The sequence below is a fragment of the Pseudomonas orientalis genome (genome assembly GCF_001439815.1).
Taxonomy (GTDB): Bacteria; Pseudomonadota; Gammaproteobacteria; order Pseudomonadales; family Pseudomonadaceae; genus Aquipseudomonas; species Aquipseudomonas orientalis.
Genome location: NZ_JYLM01000002.1, coordinates 592,756 through 617,142, shown reverse-complemented (window position 1 = coordinate 617,142; position 24,387 = coordinate 592,756). Strand labels below are relative to the sequence as shown.

23 protein-coding genes and 1 pseudogene are annotated in these 24,387 nt (G+C 60.5%); 15 read left to right on the top strand and 9 right to left on the bottom strand.

All coding sequences use genetic code 11. The annotated features are described in order from the left end of the window. Nucleotides 1-435 precede the first annotated feature (435 nt). Nucleotides 436-1,377, top strand: coding sequence for a LysR family transcriptional regulator (locus TU82_RS07050; protein WP_082631975.1), 942 nt, complete (start codon nt 436-438; stop codon nt 1,375-1,377). 132 nt (nt 1,378-1,509) lie between these two features. On the opposite strand, the gene TU82_RS07045 is transcribed toward TU82_RS07050, so the two are convergent. Next, complete coding sequence (locus tag TU82_RS07045) at nt 1,510-1,695, bottom strand: helix-turn-helix domain-containing transcriptional regulator (protein WP_057722401.1); 186 nt, start codon at nt 1,693-1,695, stop codon at nt 1,510-1,512. Between the two features lie 20 nt (nt 1,696-1,715). Here TU82_RS07045 and TU82_RS07040 point away from each other — a divergent pair, with 20 nt between their 5' ends. Continuing rightward, a complete protein-coding gene (locus TU82_RS07040) occupies nt 1,716-1,907 on the top strand; it encodes a hypothetical protein (protein ID WP_057722400.1) in 192 nt (63 codons plus the stop codon). Between the two features lie 237 nt (nt 1,908-2,144). On the opposite strand, the gene deoC is transcribed toward TU82_RS07040, so the two are convergent. Continuing rightward, entirely contained in the window at nt 2,145-2,828 is a 684-nt protein-coding gene (deoC, locus tag TU82_RS07035; RefSeq protein WP_057722399.1) for a deoxyribose-phosphate aldolase, read from the bottom strand. A 128-nt stretch (nt 2,829-2,956) separates the two neighbouring features. On the opposite strand from deoC, the gene deoR reads away from it, so the two are divergent. Next, the gene (gene deoR / locus TU82_RS07030) at nt 2,957-3,715 is read left to right on the top strand and encodes a DNA-binding transcriptional repressor DeoR (RefSeq protein ID WP_057722398.1); all 759 of its coding nucleotides are present in this window, start codon (nt 2,957-2,959) and stop codon (nt 3,713-3,715) included. Here deoR and TU82_RS07025 read toward each other — a convergent pair. The 5 genes and pseudogenes from TU82_RS07025 to TU82_RS29510 form a co-directional block, all read right to left on the bottom strand. Beyond that, entirely contained in the window at nt 3,712-4,758 is a 1,047-nt protein-coding gene (locus tag TU82_RS07025; protein WP_057722397.1) for an aldose 1-epimerase family protein, read from the bottom strand. The two genes, deoR and TU82_RS07025, sit on opposite strands and share 4 nt — an antisense overlap. Beyond that, nucleotides 4,755-6,086 (bottom strand): L-fucose:H+ symporter permease, encoded by a 1,332-nt coding sequence (fucP, locus tag TU82_RS07020; RefSeq protein ID WP_057722396.1) that lies wholly within the window; start codon nt 6,084-6,086, stop codon nt 4,755-4,757. The genes TU82_RS07025 and fucP overlap by 4 nt, the downstream gene beginning before the upstream one ends. 28 nt (nt 6,087-6,114) lie before the next feature. Further along, complete coding sequence (gene rbsK, locus TU82_RS07015) at nt 6,115-7,035, bottom strand: ribokinase (protein WP_057722395.1); 921 nt, start codon at nt 7,033-7,035, stop codon at nt 6,115-6,117. 240 nt (nt 7,036-7,275) lie between these two features. Continuing rightward, entirely contained in the window at nt 7,276-8,001 is a 726-nt protein-coding gene (locus tag TU82_RS29515; RefSeq protein ID WP_420893017.1) for a methyl-accepting chemotaxis protein, read from the bottom strand. Between the two features lie 132 nt (nt 8,002-8,133). Then, a pseudogene (locus TU82_RS29510) lies at nt 8,134-8,889 on the bottom strand (MCP four helix bundle domain-containing protein); the annotation flags it as partial. A 157-nt stretch (nt 8,890-9,046) separates the two neighbouring features. On the opposite strand from TU82_RS29510, the gene TU82_RS07005 reads away from it, so the two are divergent. After that, nucleotides 9,047-10,243, top strand: coding sequence for a multidrug effflux MFS transporter (locus TU82_RS07005; RefSeq protein WP_057722393.1), 1,197 nt, complete (start codon nt 9,047-9,049; stop codon nt 10,241-10,243). 14 nt (nt 10,244-10,257) lie between these two features. On the opposite strand, the gene TU82_RS07000 is transcribed toward TU82_RS07005, so the two are convergent. Together TU82_RS07000 and TU82_RS06995 are read right to left on the bottom strand one after the other, a co-directional pair. Continuing rightward, a complete protein-coding gene (locus TU82_RS07000; protein WP_057722392.1) occupies nt 10,258-11,172 on the bottom strand; it encodes a site-specific integrase in 915 nt (304 codons plus the stop codon). A gap of 108 nt (nt 11,173-11,280) precedes the next feature. Continuing rightward, nucleotides 11,281-12,093 carry a M949_RS01915 family surface polysaccharide biosynthesis protein gene (locus TU82_RS06995; protein WP_057722391.1) on the bottom strand — a complete coding sequence of 271 codons (813 nt, stop codon included), beginning with the start codon at nt 12,091-12,093 and terminating at the stop codon, nt 11,281-11,283. Between the two features lie 399 nt (nt 12,094-12,492). Here TU82_RS06995 and arnC point away from each other — a divergent pair, with 399 nt between their 5' ends. The 11 genes from arnC to TU82_RS06945 all read left to right on the top strand — a co-directional run bounded on the left by arnC (nt 12,493) and on the right by TU82_RS06945 (nt 24,384). Beyond that, on the top strand, nt 12,493-13,527 hold the full coding sequence (gene arnC / locus TU82_RS06990; protein ID WP_057722390.1) for an undecaprenyl-phosphate 4-deoxy-4-formamido-L-arabinose transferase: 1,035 nt from the start codon (nt 12,493-12,495) through the stop codon (nt 13,525-13,527). Next, on the top strand, nt 13,524-15,515 hold the full coding sequence (arnA, locus tag TU82_RS06985; protein WP_057722389.1) for a bifunctional UDP-4-amino-4-deoxy-L-arabinose formyltransferase/UDP-glucuronic acid oxidase ArnA: 1,992 nt from the start codon (nt 13,524-13,526) through the stop codon (nt 15,513-15,515). Before arnC ends, arnA begins: the two co-directional genes overlap by 4 nt. Beyond that, nucleotides 15,515-16,399 (top strand): 4-deoxy-4-formamido-L-arabinose-phosphoundecaprenol deformylase, encoded by an 885-nt coding sequence (gene arnD / locus TU82_RS06980; RefSeq protein WP_057722388.1) that lies wholly within the window; start codon nt 15,515-15,517, stop codon nt 16,397-16,399. Before arnA ends, arnD begins: the two co-directional genes overlap by 1 nt. Next, nucleotides 16,396-18,051, top strand: coding sequence for a lipid IV(A) 4-amino-4-deoxy-L-arabinosyltransferase (gene arnT, locus TU82_RS06975; RefSeq protein ID WP_057722387.1), 1,656 nt, complete (start codon nt 16,396-16,398; stop codon nt 18,049-18,051). Before arnD ends, arnT begins: the two co-directional genes overlap by 4 nt. Beyond that, on the top strand, nt 18,048-18,395 hold the full coding sequence (arnE, locus tag TU82_RS06970; RefSeq protein WP_057722386.1) for a 4-amino-4-deoxy-L-arabinose-phosphoundecaprenol flippase subunit ArnE: 348 nt from the start codon (nt 18,048-18,050) through the stop codon (nt 18,393-18,395). Before arnT ends, arnE begins: the two co-directional genes overlap by 4 nt. Then, entirely contained in the window at nt 18,392-18,805 is a 414-nt protein-coding gene (gene arnF / locus TU82_RS06965; protein WP_057722385.1) for a 4-amino-4-deoxy-L-arabinose-phosphoundecaprenol flippase subunit ArnF, read from the top strand. The genes arnE and arnF overlap by 4 nt, the downstream gene beginning before the upstream one ends. Next, nucleotides 18,802-20,181 carry a UDP-glucose dehydrogenase family protein gene (locus TU82_RS06960; protein WP_057722384.1) on the top strand — a complete coding sequence of 460 codons (1,380 nt, stop codon included), beginning with the start codon at nt 18,802-18,804 and terminating at the stop codon, nt 20,179-20,181. Before arnF ends, TU82_RS06960 begins: the two co-directional genes overlap by 4 nt. Nucleotides 20,182-20,184: 3 nt before the next feature. Then, entirely contained in the window at nt 20,185-21,807 is a 1,623-nt protein-coding gene (locus TU82_RS06955) for an ArnT family glycosyltransferase (protein WP_057722383.1), read from the top strand. Between the two features lie 292 nt (nt 21,808-22,099). After that, nucleotides 22,100-22,276 carry a hypothetical protein gene (locus TU82_RS28640; protein ID WP_156421651.1) on the top strand — a complete coding sequence of 59 codons (177 nt, stop codon included), beginning with the start codon at nt 22,100-22,102 and terminating at the stop codon, nt 22,274-22,276. Nucleotides 22,277-22,440: 164 nt separating this feature from the next. Continuing rightward, complete coding sequence (locus TU82_RS06950; RefSeq protein WP_057722382.1) at nt 22,441-23,148, top strand: HPP family protein; 708 nt, start codon at nt 22,441-22,443, stop codon at nt 23,146-23,148. A 132-nt stretch (nt 23,149-23,280) separates the two neighbouring features. Further along, nucleotides 23,281-24,384, top strand: a complete 1,104-nt coding sequence (locus TU82_RS06945) for an enoyl-CoA hydratase/isomerase family protein (RefSeq protein WP_057722381.1) — start codon at nt 23,281-23,283, stop codon at nt 24,382-24,384. Nucleotides 24,385-24,387 lie beyond the last annotated feature (3 nt).

Here is a 24,387-nt window from a genome sequence, read left to right as displayed (position 1 = left end):
TGGCTAGATGGGGTTGCTGGGCTTAACGAAGGAGCGTGATCCCGCTCACCGCCGGGTTTTCTGAAAGGACGATGGCGGAGGAGGGCGCGAGCGTGGCGAGCTGTACGTGGCCAGGGGAAATCGAATAGGTCAGATGACAAAAAGCATCAAACATCATGGCGTGAGCCCTCGAATCTTATTCTTGTAGTGGGCCGAGCGCTCTCTGGCGCCGACGTTGACTGCACGCTACCGCAGAGTCAGACGCGTAATAAGCCATCAGGCAGGCCTAACTGATATGCCTAAATTTTATAGCTTGGCGCACAGCCCCGGCAGGCTGGGGCGCTCAGCCGGCGCGGAAGTCTTGAAGCCTCAAGATTAGCGGTTTACGGGGGCATTCCAAGGTGCGCAAATGCGATTACACTCACAAAACTTTCGACGCATATCGCGCCGAGCTCGATGCTGGCTGGCCTGGTAATGGATGTCGTTCAACTCAAAACCCTGATTCATGTGGCGGAGCTGGGCAGTCTCAGCAAAGCCTCCGATCGGCTACACATCGCACAACCGGCACTCAGCCGACAAATTCGATTGTTGGAAAAAGAGCTCGGCACCTACCTGTTTGATCGACACGGGCGAGGCATGGAAATTACCGATGCCGGCCGCGAAGTACTGGCGCATGCCACGCGCATCATGGAAGAGATGGAGTCCATTCGAAGTTCAGTGGCAGGGGGGAAAACTTCTTTTCGAGGAACGGTCGTCATCGGTACGACGCCAACGGTAGCGGAAATTGCCACCGTCCCACTCGTACGTAAGATCAAGGAAATGCATCCCAATCTTGCTATCAGATTTTCCTCGGCCTTCAGCGGCTACCTGCTGGATTGGGTGCAGCGTGGCGAGTTGGAACTGGCGATTTCTTATGACCCTCAACCCCTGAATACACTGCGTATCGTGCCGGTGATGATGGAAAATCTGCTATTGGTAGGTCCCGCCAGCGCCAACCTGCGGCTTGATACGCCGGTGTCTTTCGAGTCGTTGGCTGAACAGCCATTGGTATTGCCAAGCGCTCGACACAGCCTTCGCGTGATTCTGGATGATTGTGCACGTGAAGTCGGGATCAAGCTCAAGACTAGCGTTGAAGCTGATTCCTTCGGTGCGATGATCGCCTTGGTCTGCAATGGCTTCGGTTTGACCGCTTTGCCTTTGGCTTCGATTTATACGCAAATCGAATCTGGCGTGCTAAGTGCCGCGCCCTTGGTCGACCCCGTTCCAATGCGCAAATTGGTTCAGGTGTTTCCCGCAGACAGACGGGTCAGTCCGGCCGCAAAATTCGTCGGCGATGCCTTCATCGAGATTGCTGCCGATCTGGTCGATCGCAAGATTTGGGCTGGGCACATGCTTTGAGCCATCGGCCAACCTCGCATGCTATTTAACATAATATACATTATGCGAACCGTCCTATACGGAGCTGAGGGGCTGGAGGCTGCTTTTCACCAGGTGATCAGCGTTAAAGGTGTTGCTACTAGCAACACACGTTCAGGACGATGACTCCTGGGCTTGGCCATCTGTCTCGATACGAATCTTGGCGCGTGCAACAACGGCCATCGCTTCGGCAATGAAAGCCGCGTCACCGGTGTCGAGAGCATCAGCCAAAAAGACAGCTACGGTCTCCGAATCAACCAGCGCGTCTGCTGGGTCATAATCATGAATCGGCTCTGTCATCTGATCACTTGGAGAAAATAATGAACCTGAAACCCAAGGTTAAAAATACGAGCTGGGAAGTCAAATGCCAGGACGCTGCTGATGGCACTGGCGATTTAATCATACCGCTGACTGACGATCTCCTGTCGACCATCAAGTTGGCCAGCGGCGACAGACTCGACCTGGAAGTAAAACCTAACGGCACGATAATCCTGACTCCAGTTCGTGCGTAGGATCAATTCAGCCATCCACACGCTTGTTACCGACTACACGTGATTTCACTGGATGCTAATGTCTAATCTTTGAGAGATAGCATTCAAATTTGGAAGATAACGAGCAAGGATGAGCTACCCCTCGTTCATCTGTTGAGCTACCCTCCTCCTTATTAATAACAATTGTGCATAACTATACTAAATGACTATTTAGTTGAGTTATTAGATAGCGACTGTCCTTACCCCCGACAAAACGCGTCAATAACCACTCGCCGCCGTCATCTCCCCACCCACAATCGCAATCCCTGAGCTGCTGCCCAAGCGTGTGGCCCCGGCTTCAATCATCTTCAACGCCGTCGGATAATCGCGTACGCCGCCGGATGCCTTCACCCCAACCCCGGTCCCTACAGTTCTACGCATCAGTGCCACGTCTTCGACCGTAGCGCCGCTTCGACTGAACCCGGTGGACGTCTTGACGAAGGCCACCCCCAGGTCACGGCAGATCTCGCAGGCTTGAACCTTCTGCTTGTCGTCCAGCAGGCAGGTTTCCAGGATGACTTTTAACGGCACGGCGCCGCAAGCCTGCTGGACCAGGGCGATGTCTTCGCGAACGGCGTCCAGCAGCCCGTCCTTCAACCAGCCGATATTGAGCACCATGTCGATCTCCCCTGCCCCGGCGGCAATCGCCTGCTGGGCTTCGAAAGCCTTGGTATCGCTCAGGCCGGCGCCAAGTGGAAAGCCGACCACGGCGCAAATCACCACCCTGTGGTCGGTCAGGCACGACGCCGCGTAAGGCACCTGACCGGAATTGACGCACACCGAATAAAAGCCATGCTCGCGGGCTTCTTCGCACAAGGTGCGGATCTGTGCACGGGAGGCGTCGGGCGCCAGCAAGGTGTGATCGATGTACTTGGCCAATGCGGCGGGTTGCAGACTGTTCATTTAATGGGCCCTTGCCTGTATGTTGCCAATGATTGTGAGGCGCTGGTCCCAGCGCTCACATAAATTCGTTACAATAATAACAATTAATGTTACTTATTTAACACCAACAATCAAGCCCTGGAAGACTCGTGGACAGTAGAAAAGCCGAGCGATTGAAGCTTATCCAGCAAGCCCTGCAGGACCAGAACGCCATTCACCTGAAGGAAATGGCCGCACTGCTGGACGTCTCCGAGATGACCCTGCGCCGCGATCTCAGCCACTTCAGCGATCACCTGCGGCTGCTCGGCGGCTATATCACCCGGGTCGGCAATGAGAGCGGCGATTACCGGGTAGCCGAGCAGGACACGCGCCACGTTGAGGAAAAACGCCGCATCGGCAAACTCGCCGCTTCGTTGATCCAGGCCGGAGATACGGTATTTTTCGACTGTGGTACCACCTCGCCGTTTGTCGTTGATTTCATCCCCGATGCCCTGGAGTTCACGGCGGTGTGCAGCTCATTGAACGTGCTGCTCAAGCTGCAGAACAAACCCAATTGCCACATCGTGTTGTGCGGCGGCACTTTTCACCGCAAGAACCAGGTCTTTGAAAGCAGCGCCGAAAGCAGCATCCTCGACAGCGTGCGCCTGACGTGGGCCTTTGTGACCGCCGCCGGCGTCAGCCAGGCCTTTGGCGTAACGTGCTTCAACTTCAATGAAGTCGAGGTCAAGCAAAAGGTCATGCGCCAGGCTCAGCAACGCGTGTTGCTCGCCGATTTCAGTAAGTTCGACACGGTGCGCACGGCACACTTCGCCGCGCTTGAGGACTTTCAGTACGTGGTCAGCGACAAGAAAATCCCCCGCAGCTACAAGGACGTCATTCAGGCCAGTGGCGCGCAATTGCTGGTTTAATCCAGCAACCGTTGCCGTTCCTGCGCACTCAAATAACCGGTACTGACACTGAATGAAGCGCTGGCTTTGGCCGGCAGCACACGCACATGGCCTTTGGCTTTCTCGGCGTTGTAGCCCTCGGGCTCGCAGGTGGACGGCAACACGAACGCCGCCACTTGCTGATCCGGCGTGTGCAGGATCCAGCGTGCGGCGTGGGCAAATTGCTCGGGACGGTAGCGGGTGTAGAACGCCGCACCGCTGGGATGATCCAGTAAAAAGTGCGCCTGGCCCGTGGCGTCTGTGCCAACCCCGTCGAAGAAAAACACGATTTCGGGGTCGTACAATGCCGGCTGCTCCAGACAGGCCAATTGCGCAGGCTGCTCGGCCAGCTGCGCCATGTAGGCACTCCATGCCGGCGTCGGCTTGACATGATCCGGCACGCTGGTGCGCAGACGCTGGCGCTGCATGCCCAATGGCTCGATAAAGCGGGCGCCGTCCACGTACGCATAGTTCATATGGGCCATGTACATCAGGTCCATGGGCTTGCCGGCCAGGTTCGTCACCTGCATGTCGATATCGAACACGGCCGAATCGGCGCGCAGTGTCACGCTGGGGCTCGCTCGGTAGCGATCGCCGAACCCCTTGGCGTATTCATACGCGCCGCCCAGACGAACAACACCCTCGTCCACCTCCAACCAGGCCGTGTCCATGGGCGCGCAGGGCATTTCGCCGTGCAAGGCATGCGTGTCATCCGGCGCCGGGCAGCCGTTGCGCAGCAGGCCACTGTGAAACATGAAGCAGCCGTAAGTATCGATTATCGTCGGACTGGGTCGAGGTTGCTCGAACAGGTTGCTCATCGTCAAGTCGCAACCGTCGAACACGGCTGACCAGATCATCTGCCCTTGAAAAGGCAGGATCACCAGTCGCCCACGGCTATTCTCCAGGCTCACGGCCAGCACGCCGGACGGATAGGCCCAGGCACTGACCTTGAAGGCCGACGATTGCAGGAGGATCTTCTCCTGTTCGGAAAACACCGCAGGGTACAGCGCGATCCGTGTATTCATGAGGCCACCGCCCTGGTCGCGCCCACCGGCAAGGTGCCGGGTTGGCGCATGCACTTGAGGGCATACATCACGATCACAATGAAACACAGCAACGGCACGCTGTAAGCCAGTTGCATATTGCCGCCGCTGGCGTCGGACAACAGGCCCTGGAAGATCGGAATCACCCCGCCGCCGACGATGCTCATCACCAGCAATGAACCGCCGACGCCGGTGTCTTCACCCAGGCCATCGATGGTCAGGCCGTAGATGGTCGGCCAGCACGGGCCGAGGAAGATACTCACGCCAACCGCTGCATACACCGCCGAAATGTTCGGCACCAGGATGGTGTAGGCCAGCAGCACGATGCACAGCACCCCGTAGATCGCGAGTACCTTGGCGGGGTGCAGGCGCCGCATCAACAGGTTGGCGATCAACTTGCCGACAAAGTAGGCGGCAAACGTGGTCAGCAGAAACCACGAGGCGCTGCGTTCATTCATACCGCCCATTTGCATGGCCAGGCGAATGGTGAAGCTCCACACGCCAACCTGTGCGCCTACATACAGAAACTGCGCCAATACGCCAAAGGTAAAGCGCGGGTTACGCCACAGCCGCCCCAGGCTTTGACCCAGGCTGCCAGGCTTGCTGCCGGCGGGCTTGTTGCCCTTGCACGCAGGGAACCGCGTAATGGCGATCAGGATAAATATCAGCACCAGCACCGCAATCATCCACTTGTAGGGCAACAGCGTGGACTGGATCATTTGCAACTGCTGCACCGCTGCCTCGGAAGCGCTCATCCGAGCCAGCTGTTCAGTGGTGGCGTCGGTGTCCTTGAACATCACGAAACTGCCCACATACACGCCCGCCATGGCGCCGAACGGGTGAAAGGTCTGGGAAATATTCAAGCGCCGGGTCCCGGTTTCCCGAGGGCCCATCAGTGTCGAGTAGGTATTGCAGGCGGTTTCCAGGAACGACAGGCCGGCGGCGATCACAAACAGCGCCAGCAGGAACATGCCGTACTTGGCCGTGGACGCGGCCGGGAAAAACAACAGGCAGCCCAACATGTACAGCAGCAGCCCGATCAGAATCGTGCTCTTGTAGCTGAAACGACGAACCACCATCGCGGCCGGAATCGCCACAAAAAAGTAGCCCAGGTAAAACGCCGACTGCACGAAGGCCGTCTGGAAATCACTCAGCAAAAACGCTTTCTTGAAGTGGGCGATCAGCACGTCGTTCATACTCGCCGCCGCGGCCCATAGGGCAAAGATGCTGCACAGCAGGATAAAGGCGAACCAGGGCGTGCGGTTCAGGTAGAAACCATCGGGTGTCTGTTGCAGCGCAGGTTTGTTCATTATTGTTCTCCGGGCTGGGGTGAGGGTGTCAGCGCTGTTGCTCAAAGCGATTGAACGTTTCACTGTCGGGATAGGAACTCTGCGTACCCAGCCCCATGACCGAGCAGGCGGAATACGCCACCGCCCGCTCCATGGCCTGGCGGATATGGCGATCGCGGTTCCAGTGGTGAATGAAACAACCGATAAAGGCATCCCCGGCACCGGTGGTGTCACGGGCTTCAACCCGCACCCCCGGCACCTGGAACTCGCCCTCCTCCCCCACGTACAGCGCGCCGTGCTCGCCGAGGGTCACGATCACGTGGCGGATGCCGCTGGTCACCAGGCGGCGGGCGGCGGTCCGGGCCGATTGCGGCGAGTCCACGACCTGGCCGCTGATCAACGCCAGTTCCGATTCGTTGGGGATCAGGAAGTCAAGGTGCGCCAGGTGCTCACGACTCAAACCGGCCAGGGCCGGTGCAGGGTTGAGGAGCACCGCGATACCGTGTCGGTGAGCGAATTCGATGGCGTGGTACACCGTCTCAAGATTGATCTCCAGCTGCAGCACGATCAGCGTGCATTCGCGCAGGTCGGCGGCGGCCGCCTCGATGTCCGCCGGCAGCAGATGCGCATTGGCGCCCTTGACGATCAAAATGCTGTTGTGGGAATCGGCCCGGACAAAAATCGGCGCGACGCCGCTGGAGACGCCAGGCACGCGCCGCACATAACGGGTGTCGATACCAAAGCGCTGGAAGTTGGCCACTGTGTTATCGGCAAACATATCGTCGCCGACCTTGCTCACCATCAGGACATCGGCCCCAAGCTTGGCGGCCGCCACCGCCTGGTTGGCCCCTTTGCCGCCGCACCCCATGGCAAAGCCGGGCGCTTCCAGGGTTTCGCCCTGGACCGGCATGCGGTCGATATAGGTAATCAAATCCACCATGTTGCTGCCGATGACTGCGATCTTGCTCATTGCTATTCCACCTTGTTGCGGCACGACCAGGCAGGTCATGCCGCTCTTGTTTTGTTATTTAAATAACATAAGGTGTGAATATTCAATCTTTTTTTGCGGGGACGATTCAAAACGCCGTACAAAGAGGCACGGGTAAGGTTCGGACATCAGGCGCCGGGGCGCGACCTTGAGCCGTTGTTGAATGATAATTTCACGCAAAAAAAACCGGCCCACGAGGAGCCGGCCAAGAATAAGCCTGCGTTAGAGTCTGAACCGATCCACGGACTGCGACAGCTTCCCTGCCAAATTCGACAATTCATCCGTCGTCGACGCCGTTCCCGCAATCACACGGCTATTACTTTCCGACATCCCCGCAATCATCTCCACCTGATGGGCAATCTCGTTGCTGGCCAGGCTCTGCTCGCTGATGGTTCGGGAAATATCGTTGACCAATTCGGTGGTATTGAGCGTAGCCTGGAGAATCTCGCGAATTGCGCGTTCCACGTCGGCGGTGACGGCCATGCCCTTGTCCACCTGAGCAACGCCCTCCTCCATGCTGGTCACCGCTTCGCGGGTGTTCTGCTGGATACGCCCGACCATGCTGGCGATTTCCTGGGTCGATGCGCTGGTGCGGCCTGCCAGGCTGCGCACCTCATCGGCCACCACGGCAAAGCCGCGGCCCTGCTCGCCGGCGCGGGCGGCTTCGATGGCGGCGTTGAGGGCCAGCAAGTTGGTCTGGTCGGCGATGCCCTTGATTACCTGAATAATGCTGAAGATGGCTTCGGACTCTTTGTCCAGCGTGCGGATCACCTGGGCCGATTGCTGTGCCGAGCGTGCGATGCCATCCATATCGCTGACCACTTGATGAATGATCCGGCCGCCGTCCTTGGCCAGGGTTTCAGCCTGGTTGGCCATGTCCAGTGCGTGTCCGGCATGGCGGGTGATTTCTTCGATGCTGGCGGTCATTTCACTCGCGGCGGCGGCCATGGTGCTGGCGGCGGCGCTTTGCTGCTGACTGCTGCCCGCCACTTCATGGCAGCCCTGGCTCAGGCGTTCGCTGACGCCATTGACGTCATGGGCATTGCTGCGCACCACGTCGATCATGCCGCGCAAATCGCGCTGCATGGTGGCGAGGCTGCGAATCAGCGTACTGGCTTCGTCCTGGTTGCGCGGTTCGACAATCGGTTCGCTCAAGTTGCCGTGGGCGATGCTGTCGGCAATGCGGCTGGCGGTGCGCAATGGTCCCATGATGCTCAGGATCACCCAGCGTCCCTGGGCCAGCAGCAGCAAAAGGCTGGCGCCCAGTACCACGCCCAGGATCCAGTTGGCGTTACTGATGGCTTGCCGGGTGCCGCTGCTGGTGTGCAGGGTATGGCTCTCGATCAATTCACTCAGCGCGGCCATTTGGTCCTCCAGCTGGCTGAACGCCGCATTGAAGGTCCCAAGCTCCCCACGCGCGGCCTCGGGATCGGCCAGAGCCAGCGCGACGATGCGCTCGCCAGCGCTTACGTAGGTTTCCAGGCTGGGTTTGATTTTTTCCAGGCTGGCCTTGATGGAGTCGTCCAACGGCAGCTTGAAATTATCTGCCAGCATCTGCCGGAAGTGCTCGGCATGCTCCTTGAGCGAGGCGCTGACTTCGGTTGGCGTGCTGGTGCTTTTGCCCAGTCCCACCAACATGGCGGACAACACATCGGCACGCAGGGCGTCGTGCATCATGTCGGCTTCCATATGGTTGCGCAGCACCGTCATGCTGACTTCATTGTCCTGCACGGCAGCGCCCATCCGGCTGTTTCCCAGGTAGCCGGCCAGGCTCATGATCAAGGCGGTCAGCAGCCCGGTCGCAATCAATAGCATCAAGCGTAGTTTGATCGTCATCTGGTATCCCCGTACCTGGACCGCCGGTTGGGAAACCAACCGTTCGAGCGCGTCACTAGTACCGTTATCGGCACCGGTACCCGTTAGTGAAGCCTAAGTTTGCGGATCTGCGCGAATCCCTTAAGCTGGGCGCCTTTTGCTCTGCCCGGACCTGCCCATGCCTCGAAGCATCGCCCACCTTGCCCTGCTGTTGGGCTTGATCACCGCCGTCGGCCCGTTTGCCATCGACAGCTATCTGCCGGCCCTGCCAACCCTCGGCGCCAGTCTCCAGGCGTCGCCGGCCGCCGTGCAGATGAGCCTGACGGTGTTCTTCATGATCATTGGCGTATGCCAACTGTTCTACGGCCCGATCAGCGATGTCTTCGGGCGTAAATTGCCGATCTATGTGGGGTTGGTGATCTTTACCGTCGGCAGCATCGGCTGTGCGTTGGCACCGACCATCGAAGTGTTGATCGGTTTTCGCGCGGTGCAGGCCTTTGGGGCATGCGCCGGCATGGTGATTCCACGGGCGATTGTCCGCGACCTGTACACCGGTCATGAAGCGGCGCGCCTGATGGCCTTGTTGATGCTGGTGATGAGTGTTTCGCCGATCCTTGCGCCATTGGCCGGCAGCCTGGTGATTTCGCTCTGGAGCTGGCGCGAGGTGTTTGCCGCGCTGGCGGTGGTGGCCCTGCTGTGCCTGGTGATGACGATCGTGCAACTGCCGGAAACCCATCCGGCGGAGCGTCGTCTGGGCAAGACCCTGGGCAGCGCATTCGGCAGCTACGGCGCGCTCCTGCGCGATCCGGTGTTCACTGGGTTGTCGGTGGTAGGCGGCTTCGGCCTGGCCACGTTCTTCGTGTTTATCGGCAGCGCGCCCTTTGTATACATCGAGTACTTCGGCCTGACACCGACGCAATTCAGCCTGTGCTTTGCAGTGAATGCGGCGTCGTTTTTCGCCATGAGCCAGCTCACCGCGCGCCTGAGCGCGCGCTTCGGCCTGCCAGCGCTGATCCGCTGGTCGGTGATTGCCGTGACAGCCGTGATGGCGCTGCTGGCGGCCACGACCCTGTGGGGCAATCACCTGGCCTTGATGATGACGCTGCTGTTTATCGGCTTCGGTTTTCTCGGCCTGTTATTACCGGCCGCCGGCGTGTTGTCGCTGGAAGACCATGGCGCGGTGGCAGGTTCGGCGTCGGCCTTGCTGGGCGCGATTCAGATGGTCACCGCCGCTGTGGCCATGACGCTGGTGGGGCTGTTCGCCGACCACACACCCGCGCCGATGCTGGTGGGCATTGCGCTGTGCGCGGCCGCTGCCATGCTCACGGTGCTGTGGACGCTGCGCCGCTTGCCACCGCACCTGGCGAGCGCCTGATCATCGCTTAGCGCCTACAAATCAAACCGATCCACCGCCCGCCGCCGCTCGTTGTCGTCACGTACGTCATAGCTGGCGGTGGTCTGGATGTTGGTGTGATGGGCCAGCTTTTGCGCAATCGACAGGTCATGTTCCTCGATCACCCGGGTGATGAACGAGCGGCGGAAGTCATGGGGCATGATCTTCACCCCCACCTGGTCGCCGCGCTGGCGAGCGATGTAGTAAATCGCATGCTTGGTGATGCGTTCCCGGGTGATATGACTGCCGCGGCGAATGCGGTTGAACAGGAATGCATCGTCCTCTTCGCCTTCCTTGAGTTGCCCGCGACGAAACTCCAGCCAGGCCTGCAGCTTGGCGAAGGCCCAGTCCGGCGCGTACTTGAGCAGTTCCTTATTGCCCTTGCCGATCACGCGCAGGCTGCGCTGCGCAAAATCGATCTGCGCCAGGTCAAGGTTGACCGACTCCGATTTGCGCATGCCCGAGCCGTACAGGATGCCGATGACGGCGGCGTCGCGCAGGCCCTGGGGACGCGGATCGGCGGCGCAGACTTCCATCATTTCGCGGATCAACGTGCGGCGCAGGTTACGTCCCTGCCCCAGGCGCGTACCGGACGCGGCCTTGACCGAACGCATCTTCAACAGGTGTTCCTGGCTGATCAGGCTCATCCGCCAGGCTTCATTCATCACCCCGCGCACGGCGTTCACATACAGTGATGAAGTGTTCGGCGCATAGCCGTCCTCGCGCAACGCGGCGACCAGGGCAATCACCTGTTCGGGTTGCAGCAGGTGCCAGTCGATGTCTTCCAGGTTGACGTCTTCGAAGCCCAGACGGTCAGCGGCATCCTGCAGCACGTAACGCATGGTCAGTTGGCTGGAGGGCGCAAGGCGGGTGAGGTAGAGGGTCAGCGGGTTGCGGATGGACTCAGTCAAGGTAGATCAGCCTTTGGATTAAATATCACGAGCAATCTATTGATTAATCTTGATATTTATTGAATTGGCGAAGGCCGAGTCTAGCGCAGTATCGGCCCTGCCATCAAATCAGGGCGTCACGTCCTCTGCTTCTGCGGATTGCTGGGGTTGAGTCTGGGATTGGCTCCAATCGGCGTCCTGTTTGCGCATCAGCGCAAACCAGTGCCGGCGCATGAACGTCAGGTAACTGTCCGGCGCCTTGGCGAAATCCTTCTCGTCGCCGTAGCAGCCTGGCAGCGGCAGCTCCGTGCCCTGCTCCTTGTACTGGCTGACCAACGCCTGCTGCGCGGCCACGCTGCAATCGGTCGGCAACGGCATGCCGCGCAGGGCACCGGCGTCCTCGTCCCACCAGGCTGCGCCGTAGCGGTCGACGCCGCGCAGGCGATACTTCTCTGACTTGCCGACATGCATGATCAACTTGAATTCATTCGGGCTGACATCGCTGGTGCAGGTGCGCGAGTAGCCAACAGTCGCCTGGGTATTGCCGTCACCCAGCAGGTCGGTGACCTGGGTGGCCGCGGTGTCAAAGTGCAGCCCGGCGTCGAACTGGCACTGGCGCACATCGTCGTAGAGCATCCACACGCGCTTGGGATGCTCGCCGGCCAGCAGGTACTGGGCCGCGTAGACAAAGGCCGACTGGGTGCCATCGTCGTCCCGCTCGCCGACCTGTTCGGCGAGTACCAGCAGGTTCTTGCCCTGGCGGTCGTCCCAGGTATAGGCGCCGACCTGTTTGCCGCGCACTTCAACACCTTCCGGTACCTGATCGATGCTCGCCAAGGCAACGGCCTCATCGGCCCGCACCGTGGTGACACAGGCAAGGCACACCCACAGTCCCATCAACACCGGCCGCAACTGGCCGCTTAAAAGCTGCACGCTATTCATCCGAGTACCCTGGCAAGAGATGGCTTACTTTACCGGCACTTGAAGGGCAATGCAGAGAAGTTTGTTGAATAGATGCACGGGAGCCATCGATATGAACCCAATACCCGGCGGCCCGCTCCTATCCACCTGAAAATCACAGTGTTTAACACCTTGGCGACATAGCTGAACCCTGGCTGTCTACCTGTCAAATAAACGAGTTTTTCATCCGCCTTTCATATTCGTTGAACATTTTTACGCTTAACCTTGTATGCAACACTTCAGAGCAATCCGGGGTTAATCGACTAAGCTGTTGATTCCGCTTTATCTTTAGCGCCGTTTTGTACTCTGCGGGCTGTAATCTTGCCCGATAATCGCTGCTGTTTTCGCGCTCCAAGTTGCTCCAGCCGAGGTCATGAATCTTTGAAACCCTACCCTATTCATTGCGTATCGATCGTTATCCCGGTCTATAACGAACAAGAGAGCCTGCCCGAATTGCTGCGGCGCACCACGGCAGCCTGCAAACAGCTGGCCTACGAGTACGAGATCATCCTGGTGGATGACGGTAGCCGCGACGATTCGGCGCAGTTGCTCGAAGACGCCGCCGCTGAAGACGGCAGCAACGTGGTTGCAGTGATCCTCAACCGCAACTATGGCCAGCATGCTGCAATCATGGCCGGTTTCGAGCAGTGCCGCGGCGAAGTGGTGATCACCCTCGACGCCGACCTGCAAAACCCGCCGGAAGAAATCCCGCGCCTGGTGGAACAGGCCGCCCTGGGCTACGACGTGGTCGCCACAGTGCGCAACAATCGCCAGGATTCCGCGTTCCGCCGCTGGCCTTCGCGCCTGATCAACCTGGCCGTGCAGCGCTCCACCGGCGTGGCCATGACGGACTACGGCTGCATGCTGCGCGCCTACCGCCGCACCATCGTCGACGCGATGCTGGCCTGTCGCGAGCGCAGCACCTTTATCCCGATCCTGGCCAATGGCTTTGCCCGTCACACCACGGAAATTCTGGTGCACCACGCCGAGCGCGAACACGGCGAATCCAAATACAGCGCCATGCGCCTGATCAGCCTGATGTTCGACCTGCTCACCTGCATGACCACCACGCCGTTGCGCCTGCTGTCCATCGTCGGTTTCAGCCTGGCGGCGCTGGGCGTGCTGTTTGCCTTTGCGCTGATCGTCATGCGCCTGGCCTTCGGTGCCGATTGGGCGGGCGACGGCCTGTTTGTGCTGTTCGCCGTGCTCTTCGTGTTCACCGGTGGCCAGTTCATCGGCATGGGCCTGCTGGGCGAATACCTGGGCCGCATGTACAGCGATGTAAGGGCCCGCCCGCGTTTCTTCATTGAAAAAGTGCTGCGCAACCAACCGGCGGCACCGGCTCCCGTGGTCGTCGTTGACGGCCTGGTGTCTTCCCATACTTCTACTTCTTCTTCCGATCAGGTCCAGTCATGAGTTCAAAAGCCGTTGTCTTCGCCTACCACGATATTGGCTGTGCCGGTATTGAAGCCCTGCTCGATGCGGGTTACGACATCGCTGCGGTATTCACCCATGCCGACGACCCCAAGGAAAACAATTTCTACGGCTCGGTCGCCCAGCTGTGCGCCCGCAACGGTATCCCGGTGCACGCGCCGGAAGACGCCAACCACCCGCTGTGGGTCGAGCGCATCGCCAAGCTGAACCCGGATTTCATCTTCTCCTTCTATTACCGCAACCTGTTGAGCGAGCCGCTGCTGGCCACCGCCCGCCACGGCGCTTTCAATCTGCATGGTTCGCTGCTGCCCAAATACCGTGGCCGCGCACCGGCCAACTGGGTGCTGGTCAATGGCGAAAGCGAAACCGGCGTGACCCTGCACCGCATGGTCAAGCGTGCCGATGCCGGTGCGATCCTGGCCCAGCAGAAAGTCAGCATCGAGCGCAACGATACCGGCCTGAGCCTGCACGCCAAACTGCGTGAGGCCGCCGGCAACCTGTTGCGTGACGCCCTGCCGCAACTGGCCCAGGGCAAACTGAGCGAAACCGCCCAGGACGAAAGCCAGGCCACCTGCTTCGGCCGCCGTACCGCCGCCGATGGCAAGATCGACTGGAAAAAGCCCGCCGAACAACTGTTCAATCTGGTCCGCGCCGTGACCCAGCCGTACCCTGGCGCCTTTTGCGCCGTCGGCGAGCACAAGCTCGTCGTGTGGCAGGCCGAGGTGGTCAAGGGCAACGAAGGCCTGGCGCCGGGCCGCGTGATCAGCGTCAACCCGCTGCGCATCGCCTGTGGTGAAGACTCGCTGGTGGTCAAGTTCGGCCAACGCAACGACAACGGCCTGTACCTGGCCGGCCCTTCCCTGGCCGATGAACTGGGCCTGGTGGACGGTTCCGTGCTGCGCGGCGCCGAGTCGGGCCGCAAGCCACGCCGGACCCGCGTGCTGATCCTGGGGGTGAACGGCTTTATCGGTAACCACCTGTCCGAGCGCCTGCTGCGTGACGACCGCTATGAAGTCTACGGCCTGGACATCGGCTCCGACGCCATCGAGCGCCTGCGCAGCCACCCTAACTTCCACTACGTGGAAGGCGATATCAGCATTCACACCGAGTGGATCGAGTACCACATCAAGAAGTGCGACGTGGTGCTGCCGCTGGTAGCCATCGCCACGCCGATCGAATACACCCGCAACCCGCTGCGCGTGTTCGAACTGGATTTCGAAGAAAACCTCAAGCTGGTGCGCTACTGCGTCAAGTACAACAAGCGCGTGATCTTCCCATCGACTTCCGAAGTCTATGGCATGTGCCAGGACCAGTACTTCGACGAAGACACCTCCAACCTGGTAGTCGGGCCGGTCAACAAGCAACGCTGGATTTACTCGGTCTCCAAGCAACTGCTCGACCGTGTGATCTGGGCCTACGGCGACAAAGGCCTGAAATTCACCCTGTTCCGTCCGTTCAACTGGATGGGCCCGCGCCTGGATCGCCTGGACTCCGCGCGTATCGGCAGTTCCCGTGCCATTACCCAGTTGATCCTCAATCTGGTGGAAGGCACGCCGATCCGCCTGTTCGACGGTGGCGAGCAGAAGCGTTGCTTCACAGACATCGCCGACGGCATCGAAGCCCTGGCGCGCATTATCGATAATGAAAACGGTGTTTGCGACGGCCAGATCATCAACATCGGCAACCCGGAAAACGAAGCCAGCATCCGCCAGTTGGGCGAAGAGCTGCTGCGTCAGTTCGAAGCGCACCCGCTGCGCCACAACTTCCCACCGTTCGCCGGTTTCCGCGATGTGGAAAGCAAGGCGTTCTACGGCACCGGTTACCAGGACGTGGCGCACCGCAAGCCAAGCATCGAAAACGCCAAGCGCCTGCTGAACTGGGAACCGACCGTGGAGATGAGCGAGACCATCGGCAACACGCTCGATTTCTTCCTGCGTGAAGCCATGCTTGAAATAGCGGACAAAAAGTAATGGATGCAGGTCTTCGCATCGACGTCGACACCTACCGTGGCACCCGTGAAGGTGTGCCGCGGCTGCTCGAATCCCTGGACGAAGCCGGGATCAAGGCGACGTTTTTCTTCAGCGTCGGGCCGGACAACATGGGGCGCCATTTGTGGCGTCTGATCCGCCCGCAGTTCCTGTGGAAAATGCTGCGTTCCAATGCCGCCGGCCTGTATGGCTGGGACATCTTGCTGGCCGGCACCGCCTGGCCGGGCAAGCCGATCGGCCGCGACCTGGGGCACTTGATGCGCCAGGCCAAGGCCGCCGGGCATGAAGTCGGCCTGCATGCATGGGATCACCATGGCTGGCAGGCCAACACCGGGCGCTGGAGCGATGCACAACTGGTCGAGCAGATCCGGCGCGGCGTGGACACCCTGAGCGACATCCTCGGTGAGCGTATCGACTGTTCGGCGGCCGCCGGTTGGCGCGCCGATGAGCGCGTGGTGCAAGCCAAGCAAGCCTTCAATTTTCGCTACAGCAGCGATTGCCGAGGCACCAGCCTGTTTCGTCCGACCCTGGCCGATGGCAGCGCGGGTACCCCACAAATTCCGGTAGACCTGCCGACCTTCGACGAAGTCGTGGGGCCGGTGGTGGCTGCCAAGGACTTCAACCGTTTCATCCTGGACCGGTTCAGCGCCTCGACGCTGAACGTCTATACGATCCACGCAGAAGTAGAAGGGATTCTGATGGCCAATGAGTTTCGCCAGTTGCTCGCCCAGGCAGGGCAGCGCGGGATTGATTTCAAACCCCTGGGCGACTTGTTGCCCGCAGATGTGACCACCCTGCCCCAGCAACAGCTGGTGCGCGGCGCACTGAGCGGCCGTGAAGGTTGGCTCGGAGTGCAGCAGGCATGATCCGTCGCTGGGCATTGCCCCTGCTCCTGTTGGCGTTTGGCGTGTTTTACCTGCTGCCGCTGGCCACGCATGGCCTGTGGATTCCCGATGAAACCCGCTACGCACAGATCAGCCAGGAAATGCTGCTGACCGGCAAGTGGGCCGCGCCGCACTTCATGGGCATTCGCTACTTCGAAAAACCGGCGGCGGGCTACTGGATGATCGCGCTCGGCCAGGCGATCTTCGGCCAGAACCTGTTTGGCGTGCGCTTCGCTTCGGCCCTGAGCACCGGCTTGAGCATTCTGCTGGTTTACCTGATGTCGCGCCGGTTGTGGAACGACCCGCAGAAAAGCCTGGTCAGCTGTGTGCTGTACATGAGTTTCGTCAGCGTGGCGATGCTCGGCGGTTACGCCAACCTGGACCCGCAATTCACCTTCTGGGTCAACCTGACCGGTGTGGCCTTGTGGTTCTGTTTCGACAGCACGACCCGCCGTGCTCGACTGTGGTCCTGGGCCTTGCTGGGCCTGGCCTGCGGCATGGGCTTCATGACCAAGGGCTTCCTGGCGTGGTTGCTGCCGGTATTGATCGCCCTGCCCTATGCGATCTGGCAGAAACGCTCGGTTGAGTTGTTCAAGTTCGGGCCGGTGGCGGTGGCCGCGGCGATCCTGGTCAGCTTGCCCTGGGCATTGACCGTGCACCTGCAAGAGCCGGATTACTGGCACTTCTTCTTCTGGCACGAGCATATCCAGCGCTTCGCCGGTGAAGATGCCCAGCATGCCGAACCGTTCTGGTACTACCTGCCCTTGCTGGTCGCCTTCACGTTGCCGTGGGTTGCCCTGCTGCCGTCCACGCTCAAGCAGGCGTGGTCGGACAGGCACGCGCAGAAAACCGCGTTCCTGCTGCTGTGGCTGCTGATGCCCCTGGCCTTCTTCAGTCTGGCCAAGGGCAAGCTGCCCTCCTACATCATGCCGTGCCTGTTGCCCTTGGCATTGCTGATGGGTTCGACTTTGAGTGACAAGCTCGCTCAAGGCCGTGGCCGCGTATTGCGCATCAACGGCTGGCTGAACCTGGTGATCGGCGTGCTCGTGCTGTTGGCGCTCATCTGGTTCCAATTCAAGAAGCCGCTGTACGAACCCGGTGAGGAAACCCTCAGCCTGATGCTGGTATTGACCGGCTTGTTCGGCTGGATCCTGGTCAACCTGCTGCACGCGGCCCGTCCGTTGAAACTGTGGGCCGCCCCGCTGATCGGCAGTGGCTTGCTGGTTGCCTTGTTACCCGCCGCCCTGCCCCATTCGGTGGTTTATAACAAGACGCCGGACCAGTTCATCATCGATCACGCCGAAGAACTCAAGCCCTCCCTTGCCCTGTTGAGCAATGACCTGGGCGCGTCCGCAGCGCTGGCATGGCGACTGAAGCGGCCCGACATCACGTTGTACAACACCTCTGGCGAAGTGAAATACGGGCTGGCATACGCCGATACCGCCCACCGTCTGGTCGATCGCAATCAAATCCAGGCCTGGATGGCGCAAACCCGTCTCAGCGGTGCTGTAGGCGTGGTAATGCGCGTCAACAGCCAGGGCGAAAAGGAAGAACTCGCCCTGCTGCCCCCGGACGGCCAGCGGTATGCCCAAGGCAACATCGTGATCCTGATTTTTCCACAGGTCGCGCCATGATCACCTTGCTGCTATTGCTCACGGCCTGCCTGCTCACCTGCATGGGCCAGGTCTCGCAGAAGTTTGCCGTAGAGAGCTGGCGTGACCTGCCCGACGCTTGGGCGCCGAAGCTGCGCTCACCCTGGTTGTGGTCGGCGTTGGTGTGCCTGGGCCTCGGCTTGCTGGTGTGGTTGCTGGTGCTGCAGCGCCTGGAAGTGGGCATTGCCTATCCGATGCTCAGTCTGAATTTTGTGCTGGTCACGCTGATGGCGCGCTTTGTCTTTGCCGAGCACATCGATGGCCGCCACTGGCTGGGCGTGGTGCTGGTCATTGCCGGTGTCGTGCTGTTGGGGCGCCAGGTATGAGCCGGACACGCGGTTTCGCCTTGGCCCTAGGCAGCGTCGGCCTGGTCAGTGCCGCCCAATTGGGCATGCGCTGGAGCATGACGCGGCTGCCGCTGCCGGATCAGTGGCCGGACGCCTTGAGCAGCGCCAGCATCGACCTGAACGCCCTGGGCGTGGTGATCCTGGCGATCATCGCCTACGCGCTGTCGATGCTCTGCTGGCTCGGCGCGCTGAAGCATTTGCCCCTCGGGCGCGCCTATTCGCTGCTCAGCATCAGCTATGCGCTGGTGTACCTGCTGGCGGCCAGCCTGCCGGTTTTCAACGAACACTTTTCGCTTTCGAAAACCCTGGGGGTGGCCTTGGTCATCCTCGGCGTACTGGTTATCAACTCTCGTCGTGCTAGCACCTCAAGTCCCAGGAATACCCCATGAAAATCAGTGTATTTGGTAGTGGTTACGTCGGTCTGGTCCAGGCCACGGTATTAGCCGAAGTCGGTCACGATGTCATTTGCATGGACGTTGACCAGCGCAAAGTCGAGTCGCTGCAAAAGGGTCACGTGACCATCTTCGAGCCGGGCCTGGCGGCGATGGTCAAGGAAAACCTGGAAAGCGGACGCCTGCGTTTCACCTACGACGAAAAACTCGCCGTCGAGCATGGTGAAGTACTGTTCATTGCGGTGGGCACGCCGTCGGATGAAGACGGTTCGGCCGACCTCAAATACGTGCTGTCGGTGGGTGATGCGGTCGCCCGTCATCGCGTGGCACCGGTGATCCTGGTGGAGAAATCCACTGTGCCCGTGGGTACCGGCGATACCCTGCGCGACCATATGCGCAAGAACCTGCGCGCCGCCGGCCGTGAGCTGCAATTCGATATCGTCTCCAACCCGGAGTTTCTCAAGGAAGGCTCGGCCGTGGCCGACTGCCGCCGCCCGGACCGCATCATCATCGGCTGCGAGCGCGAAGAAGTGCGCGAGGTGATGCGCGACCTGTACGCGCCGTTCAACCGCAACCATGACCGCATCATCTTCATGGACGTGCGCAGCGCCGAACTGACCAAGTACGCCGCCAACTGCATGCTCGCCACCAAGATCAGCTTCATCAACCAGATCGCCGAACTGGCCGAACACCTGGGCGCCGACATCGAAGCCGTGCGCCTGGGAATTGGCGCCGACTCGCGCATCGGCTACCACTTCATTTACCCAGGGTGCGGCTATGGCGGCTCCTGCTTTCCCAAAGACATGCGCGCCCTGATCCACAGCGCCAAGCAGGCCAACTGCTCCAGCGACCTGCTCGAAGCCGTGGAAGCGATCAACCAGCGCCAGAAAGGCAAGCTGTTCGAGCGCATCAACGCGTTCTTCAAGGGTGACCTGCGCGGCAAGACCTTTGCCTTGTGGGGCCTGGCCTTCAAGCCCAATACCGACGACATGCGCGACGCGCCGAGCCGCGTGCTGATGGAAGCGCTCTGGGAGGCTGGCGCCAACGTGCGTGCGTTCGACCCCGAAGCCATGCAGGAAACCCAGCGCCTCTATGGCGATGACCCGCGGTTGATGCTGATGGGAACGCCGGAGTCCACCCTGGGCGGCGCCGATGCGCTGATCGTCTGCACCGAGTGGCAGCAATTCAAGGCACCGGACTTCGACCTGATTCACCAGCGCCTGAAAACCCCGGTGATCTTTGACGGTCGCAACCTGTACGACGGCGAGCGCCTGACGCGCAAAGGCTTCAAGTACTTCCCGATCGGTCGTGGCGACTCCTGCGAGTTGCCGATCCCCCAGCAGAACTGGGTGCCACAGGCCAAGGCAGGCTGATACGTGAACAAGGCTCACCCGCCCCTGCTCAACCCGACAATCCGTCTACAGTCACTGGGGTTGGGGCTCCTGGCACTGCTGTTGTTCATCGCCGGCAACTGGCACCAGGCAATTATCGGCTTCGACTCGCGTTTTGTGGTGTTTGCCCAGGAGATGCTGCGCCATGGGCCGAGCTTCTTTCCCACCACCTACGGCCAGCCGTATGCAGACTACCTGGCCACCTCCACGCTGCTGACCTGGTTGCTGTCCCTGCCCTCGGGCCAGGTCAGCAGCCTCACGGCCTGGCTGCCCAGCGCCGTCGCTTCGGCGGGCATCGTGGTGCTGATGTACCGGCTCACTGCCCCCTATTCCCTGCGCTGGGGCCTGCTGAGCATCGCCATGCTCCTGCTCAGCAGCACCTTTATCAGCGAAACCCGCGCCGTCTCCCTGGACCAGATGCTGGCGGCCGTGACCCTGGCGGTGTTCTATCTGGGTTATGCCCATGATCATTTTTCTGCGGCCAAACGCCTGCACTGGGTGTTCGCGCTGTTGATGCTCGGTTTTGCGATTCGCGGGCCGATTGGGCTGGTCATCCCGACCGGCGTGCTGTGCAGCTATTACCTGATCAACCGTCAATGGCGGCAGTTGTTCAGTTTCGGGCTGCTGGCGCTGGCGTTGCTCGCGGCGTGTATCGGCCTGCTGTTGCTGCTGGCCAAGCTCAGCGGTGGCGAAGACTTCATGCATGACGTGATTCGCATGCAGTTTCTGGGGCGCATGGATGGCAGCGAAGGCTCCGGCGGCGTGCTGTATTACTTCACCAGCTCCCTGGGCAACTATGCGCTGGCCTACCCGGTGGCGCTTCTGGTGTTGCTGGCCGTGGTGAGCCGCGGCCGCCAAGCGCCGGCCCCGGCGTTGAAGCTGGTGCTGTACTGCGCGGCGGCGGGCGCGTTGGTGATGCTGGGCTTGTCGGTGCCCCAGGCAAAAAAGGCGCGCTATATCCTGCCGATGCTGCCGATGGCTGCAATCATTGCCGCCTATCCGTTTCAGGTTGCCCAGGGCCGTCTGTTCAGCGCGCTGCGCGGCTTGATGCTGGTGCTGTGGACGCTGTTGCCCGCGTTGTTGATGGTCGGCCTGGTCGCGGCGCGGCGCCGTTACCCGGAGCAACTGGCCGATTTCGAGCTGATCTTCGGCCTGCTCGCGGTGCTTCAGGGGTTGGCGTTGCTGGCGTTGTTAAAGGTTCGATTGCGCGTGATCGGTCCGGCATTCGCCGCAGTGGTGGCGGTCTGGTCGACTTACATCCTGGTAGTCGAACCCCTGGAACGCAGCCTTTACGACACCCGCACGTTTACCCTGGCGGCCAGGGAGCAGATCCTGCAGCAACCGGCGCCGTTGGTGTTGCATGCATTGGGCAAGGACGCAAAAGCCATCAAGTTCATGGTCAACTTCAATTGCGACAAGGTCCCGCTGTTTACCCAGTTGCCGGTTGAACTCCAGCCTATTCAGGCGCCGGCCTGGCTGGTCATGAGCCAGGCTGACTTCCAAAGCCTGACTGACCCGCGCTTGCGTTCGCTCACGCCGACCCTCACTGGGGCGTTCGATAAGACCCCTTATGTGTTGCTGCATCTGGAAAAAAACACGTCTCCTTGAGCGTGTTTCCAACCAGCGCGTAAGAAATAACGCCCACTTATAAAACAGTGGGCGTTTTTCATTAGAATCACCGAGAAAACACCTACAGAGCTTTGCGTAAGCGCCGGTGCACTTTGCCTTCCGACGCCAGGAACCCGACTGTAGACTCGCTTGCCAAGTGCAGTAATTATTTACCACCTGCATCAAGGCCTGTCTGGAACAGCTCTGGTCAGCGAACCTGCGTAAACAACAAGGAGACAATGCCGTGCGAGAGGATAGCCTGGCTGTAGCGGCGCCGAGACTGGATCGGTTGATGGGGTTACGCGACGCGCTGGTGGCGTTGAAGGGCCCGCTGGCCGACGAGCCAGGCATGCAGGAGAGCCTGCAAAAACACCTGTTCAACGAAGAGCTCAATAGCCTTGTGCTGGGCAAGATCAGCACGCCAGCCCCGCAGGGTGTCGCTCGAATCACGTTCGGCGAAGGCGCTTGAGTACATAATTTTTGCATTCAACCTTCATTAATATGCATTGGCGCCGGTACAACTCAGTTGGCACACTGCACGCGTTCCTTCCCCCAATGTTGGAACCTTCAAAGGGCTTTCCCGGGAAACCAGGCAAGCCTTTTTTTCGCCCTCAGCTTCAGGACCCCTTTTCAATGCTTGCTCGCTGGTTACCCGCTGCCATCAATACCCGTCCCTCGGAATGGAGTCGCGCCGCTATCGGCATGGCCTTGGGCACCCTGCTCAGTGTCTGGGTGTGTGCCCAAGTGTTCGGCATGGAAGTCGCCCTGCATCTGCTTGGTCCGCTGGGGGCGTCGGCGGTGTTGCTGTTCGCCGTATCGTCCGGAGCATTGGCGCAACCCTGGTCGATCATGGGCAGTTATCTGTGCGCGGGCATCGTGGCATTGCTGGTGGCGCGGGTGCTGGGACGTACCCTGGGCAGCGCTTGCCTGGCGGCGGGCATGACCGTCGTGCTGATCTGCTGGCTACGCTGCCTGCATCCGCCGGCCGGTGGCCTGGCCATGACGCTGGTATTGGCCGACCCAGCCTCCATCGCCCTGGGCTGGCACGAACTGGCACCGGTCATGCTCGGCGCAGGTGCCCTGCTGACGTGCGCGCTGGCCTACAACAATGCCACCCGCACGCGTTATCCGAAGGCGCCTGCCGAACCGGTGCCGGTCCTGATCGGCAATGCGTCCGTGACCGACCCGGCCATCACCGCCGCCGACCTCAAGCTGGCGTTGGCCGATATGGAGCAGTTCTTCGACGTCGAGCCCACGGCGCTGGAAGCATTGATTCATACAGCCGAAGGTCATGCGCGACGCCGCAGCATCGGCGAGGTCCTGGCCAGCCGGGTGGTTTGATGCGCACTGCATAAATGCAACAACGACCTGCATGATTCCGGGTTGTACGCGGCAAATTTGCGCTGGTAGGATCACGCGATAGTTCGCCCCCGAACATCTTGGATAAAGAACAATAAAAGCAGGGAGTTAGTGATGACTGCTCAGGTGTCCCCCGAAGCAAGCCACACCGATATTCAGCAGCAGGAAGTACTCAGTGAGGTGCGTAACCATATCGGATACCTCACCCTCAACCGCCCCGCCGGTTTGAATGCCATTACCCTGGGCATGGTGCGGCTGATGACCACGCAGCTGCACGCCTGGGCCGATGACCCACTGATCTACGCCGTTGTGCTGCGCGGCTCCGGCGATAAGGCCTTTTGTGCCGGCGGCGATATCCGTTCCCTGTACGACAGCTTCAAGGGTGGCGACACCCTGCATGAAGACTTCTTCGTGGAGGAATACGCACTCGACCTGGCCCTCCACCACTACCCCAAACCCGTATTGGCGTTGATGGACGGCTTTGTACTCGGCGGCGGCATGGGCCTGGTGCAAGGCGCCGACCTGCGCGTGGTGACCGAGCGCAGTCGCCTGGCGATGCCGGAAGTGGCCATCGGGTATTTTCCCGACGTGGGTGGCAGCTACTTCCTGCCGCGTATTCCTGGGGAGCTGGGGATCTACCTGGGCGTCACCGGGGTGCAGATCCGTGCGGCGGACGCGTTGTACTGCGGCCTGGCGGATTGGTACCTGGACAGCGCCAGACTGACCGAGCTGGCGCAAAAGCTCGATGGCCTGCAATGGCGCGACTCCCCCCTCAAGGACCTGCAAGGCGTGCTCGCCCGGCTGGCCGTGCAGCAATTGCCCGATCCGCCACTGGCGGCCTTGCGTCCGGCGATCGACCATTTCTTCGCCTTGCCGGACGTGCCGAGCATCATCGAGCAACTGCAGCAAGTCACCGTCGCCGACAGCCACGCCTGGGCGCTGACCACGGTCGACCTGATGCAAACCCGCTCGCCCCTGGCCATGGCCGTCACCCTGCAGATGCTGCGCCGTGGCCGCCACTTGCCGCTGGAGCAGTGCTTTGCCCTGGAACTGCACCTGGACCGCCAGTGGTTCGCACGTGGCGACCTGATCGAAGGGGTTCGCGCCCTGATTATCGACAAGGACAAAAAACCGCAGTGGAATCCGCCGACGGTTCATGCGCTGGACGCCAGCCATGTCCAAAGCTTCTTTCGTGACTTCGCGCAGATTGAGAAATAAGCC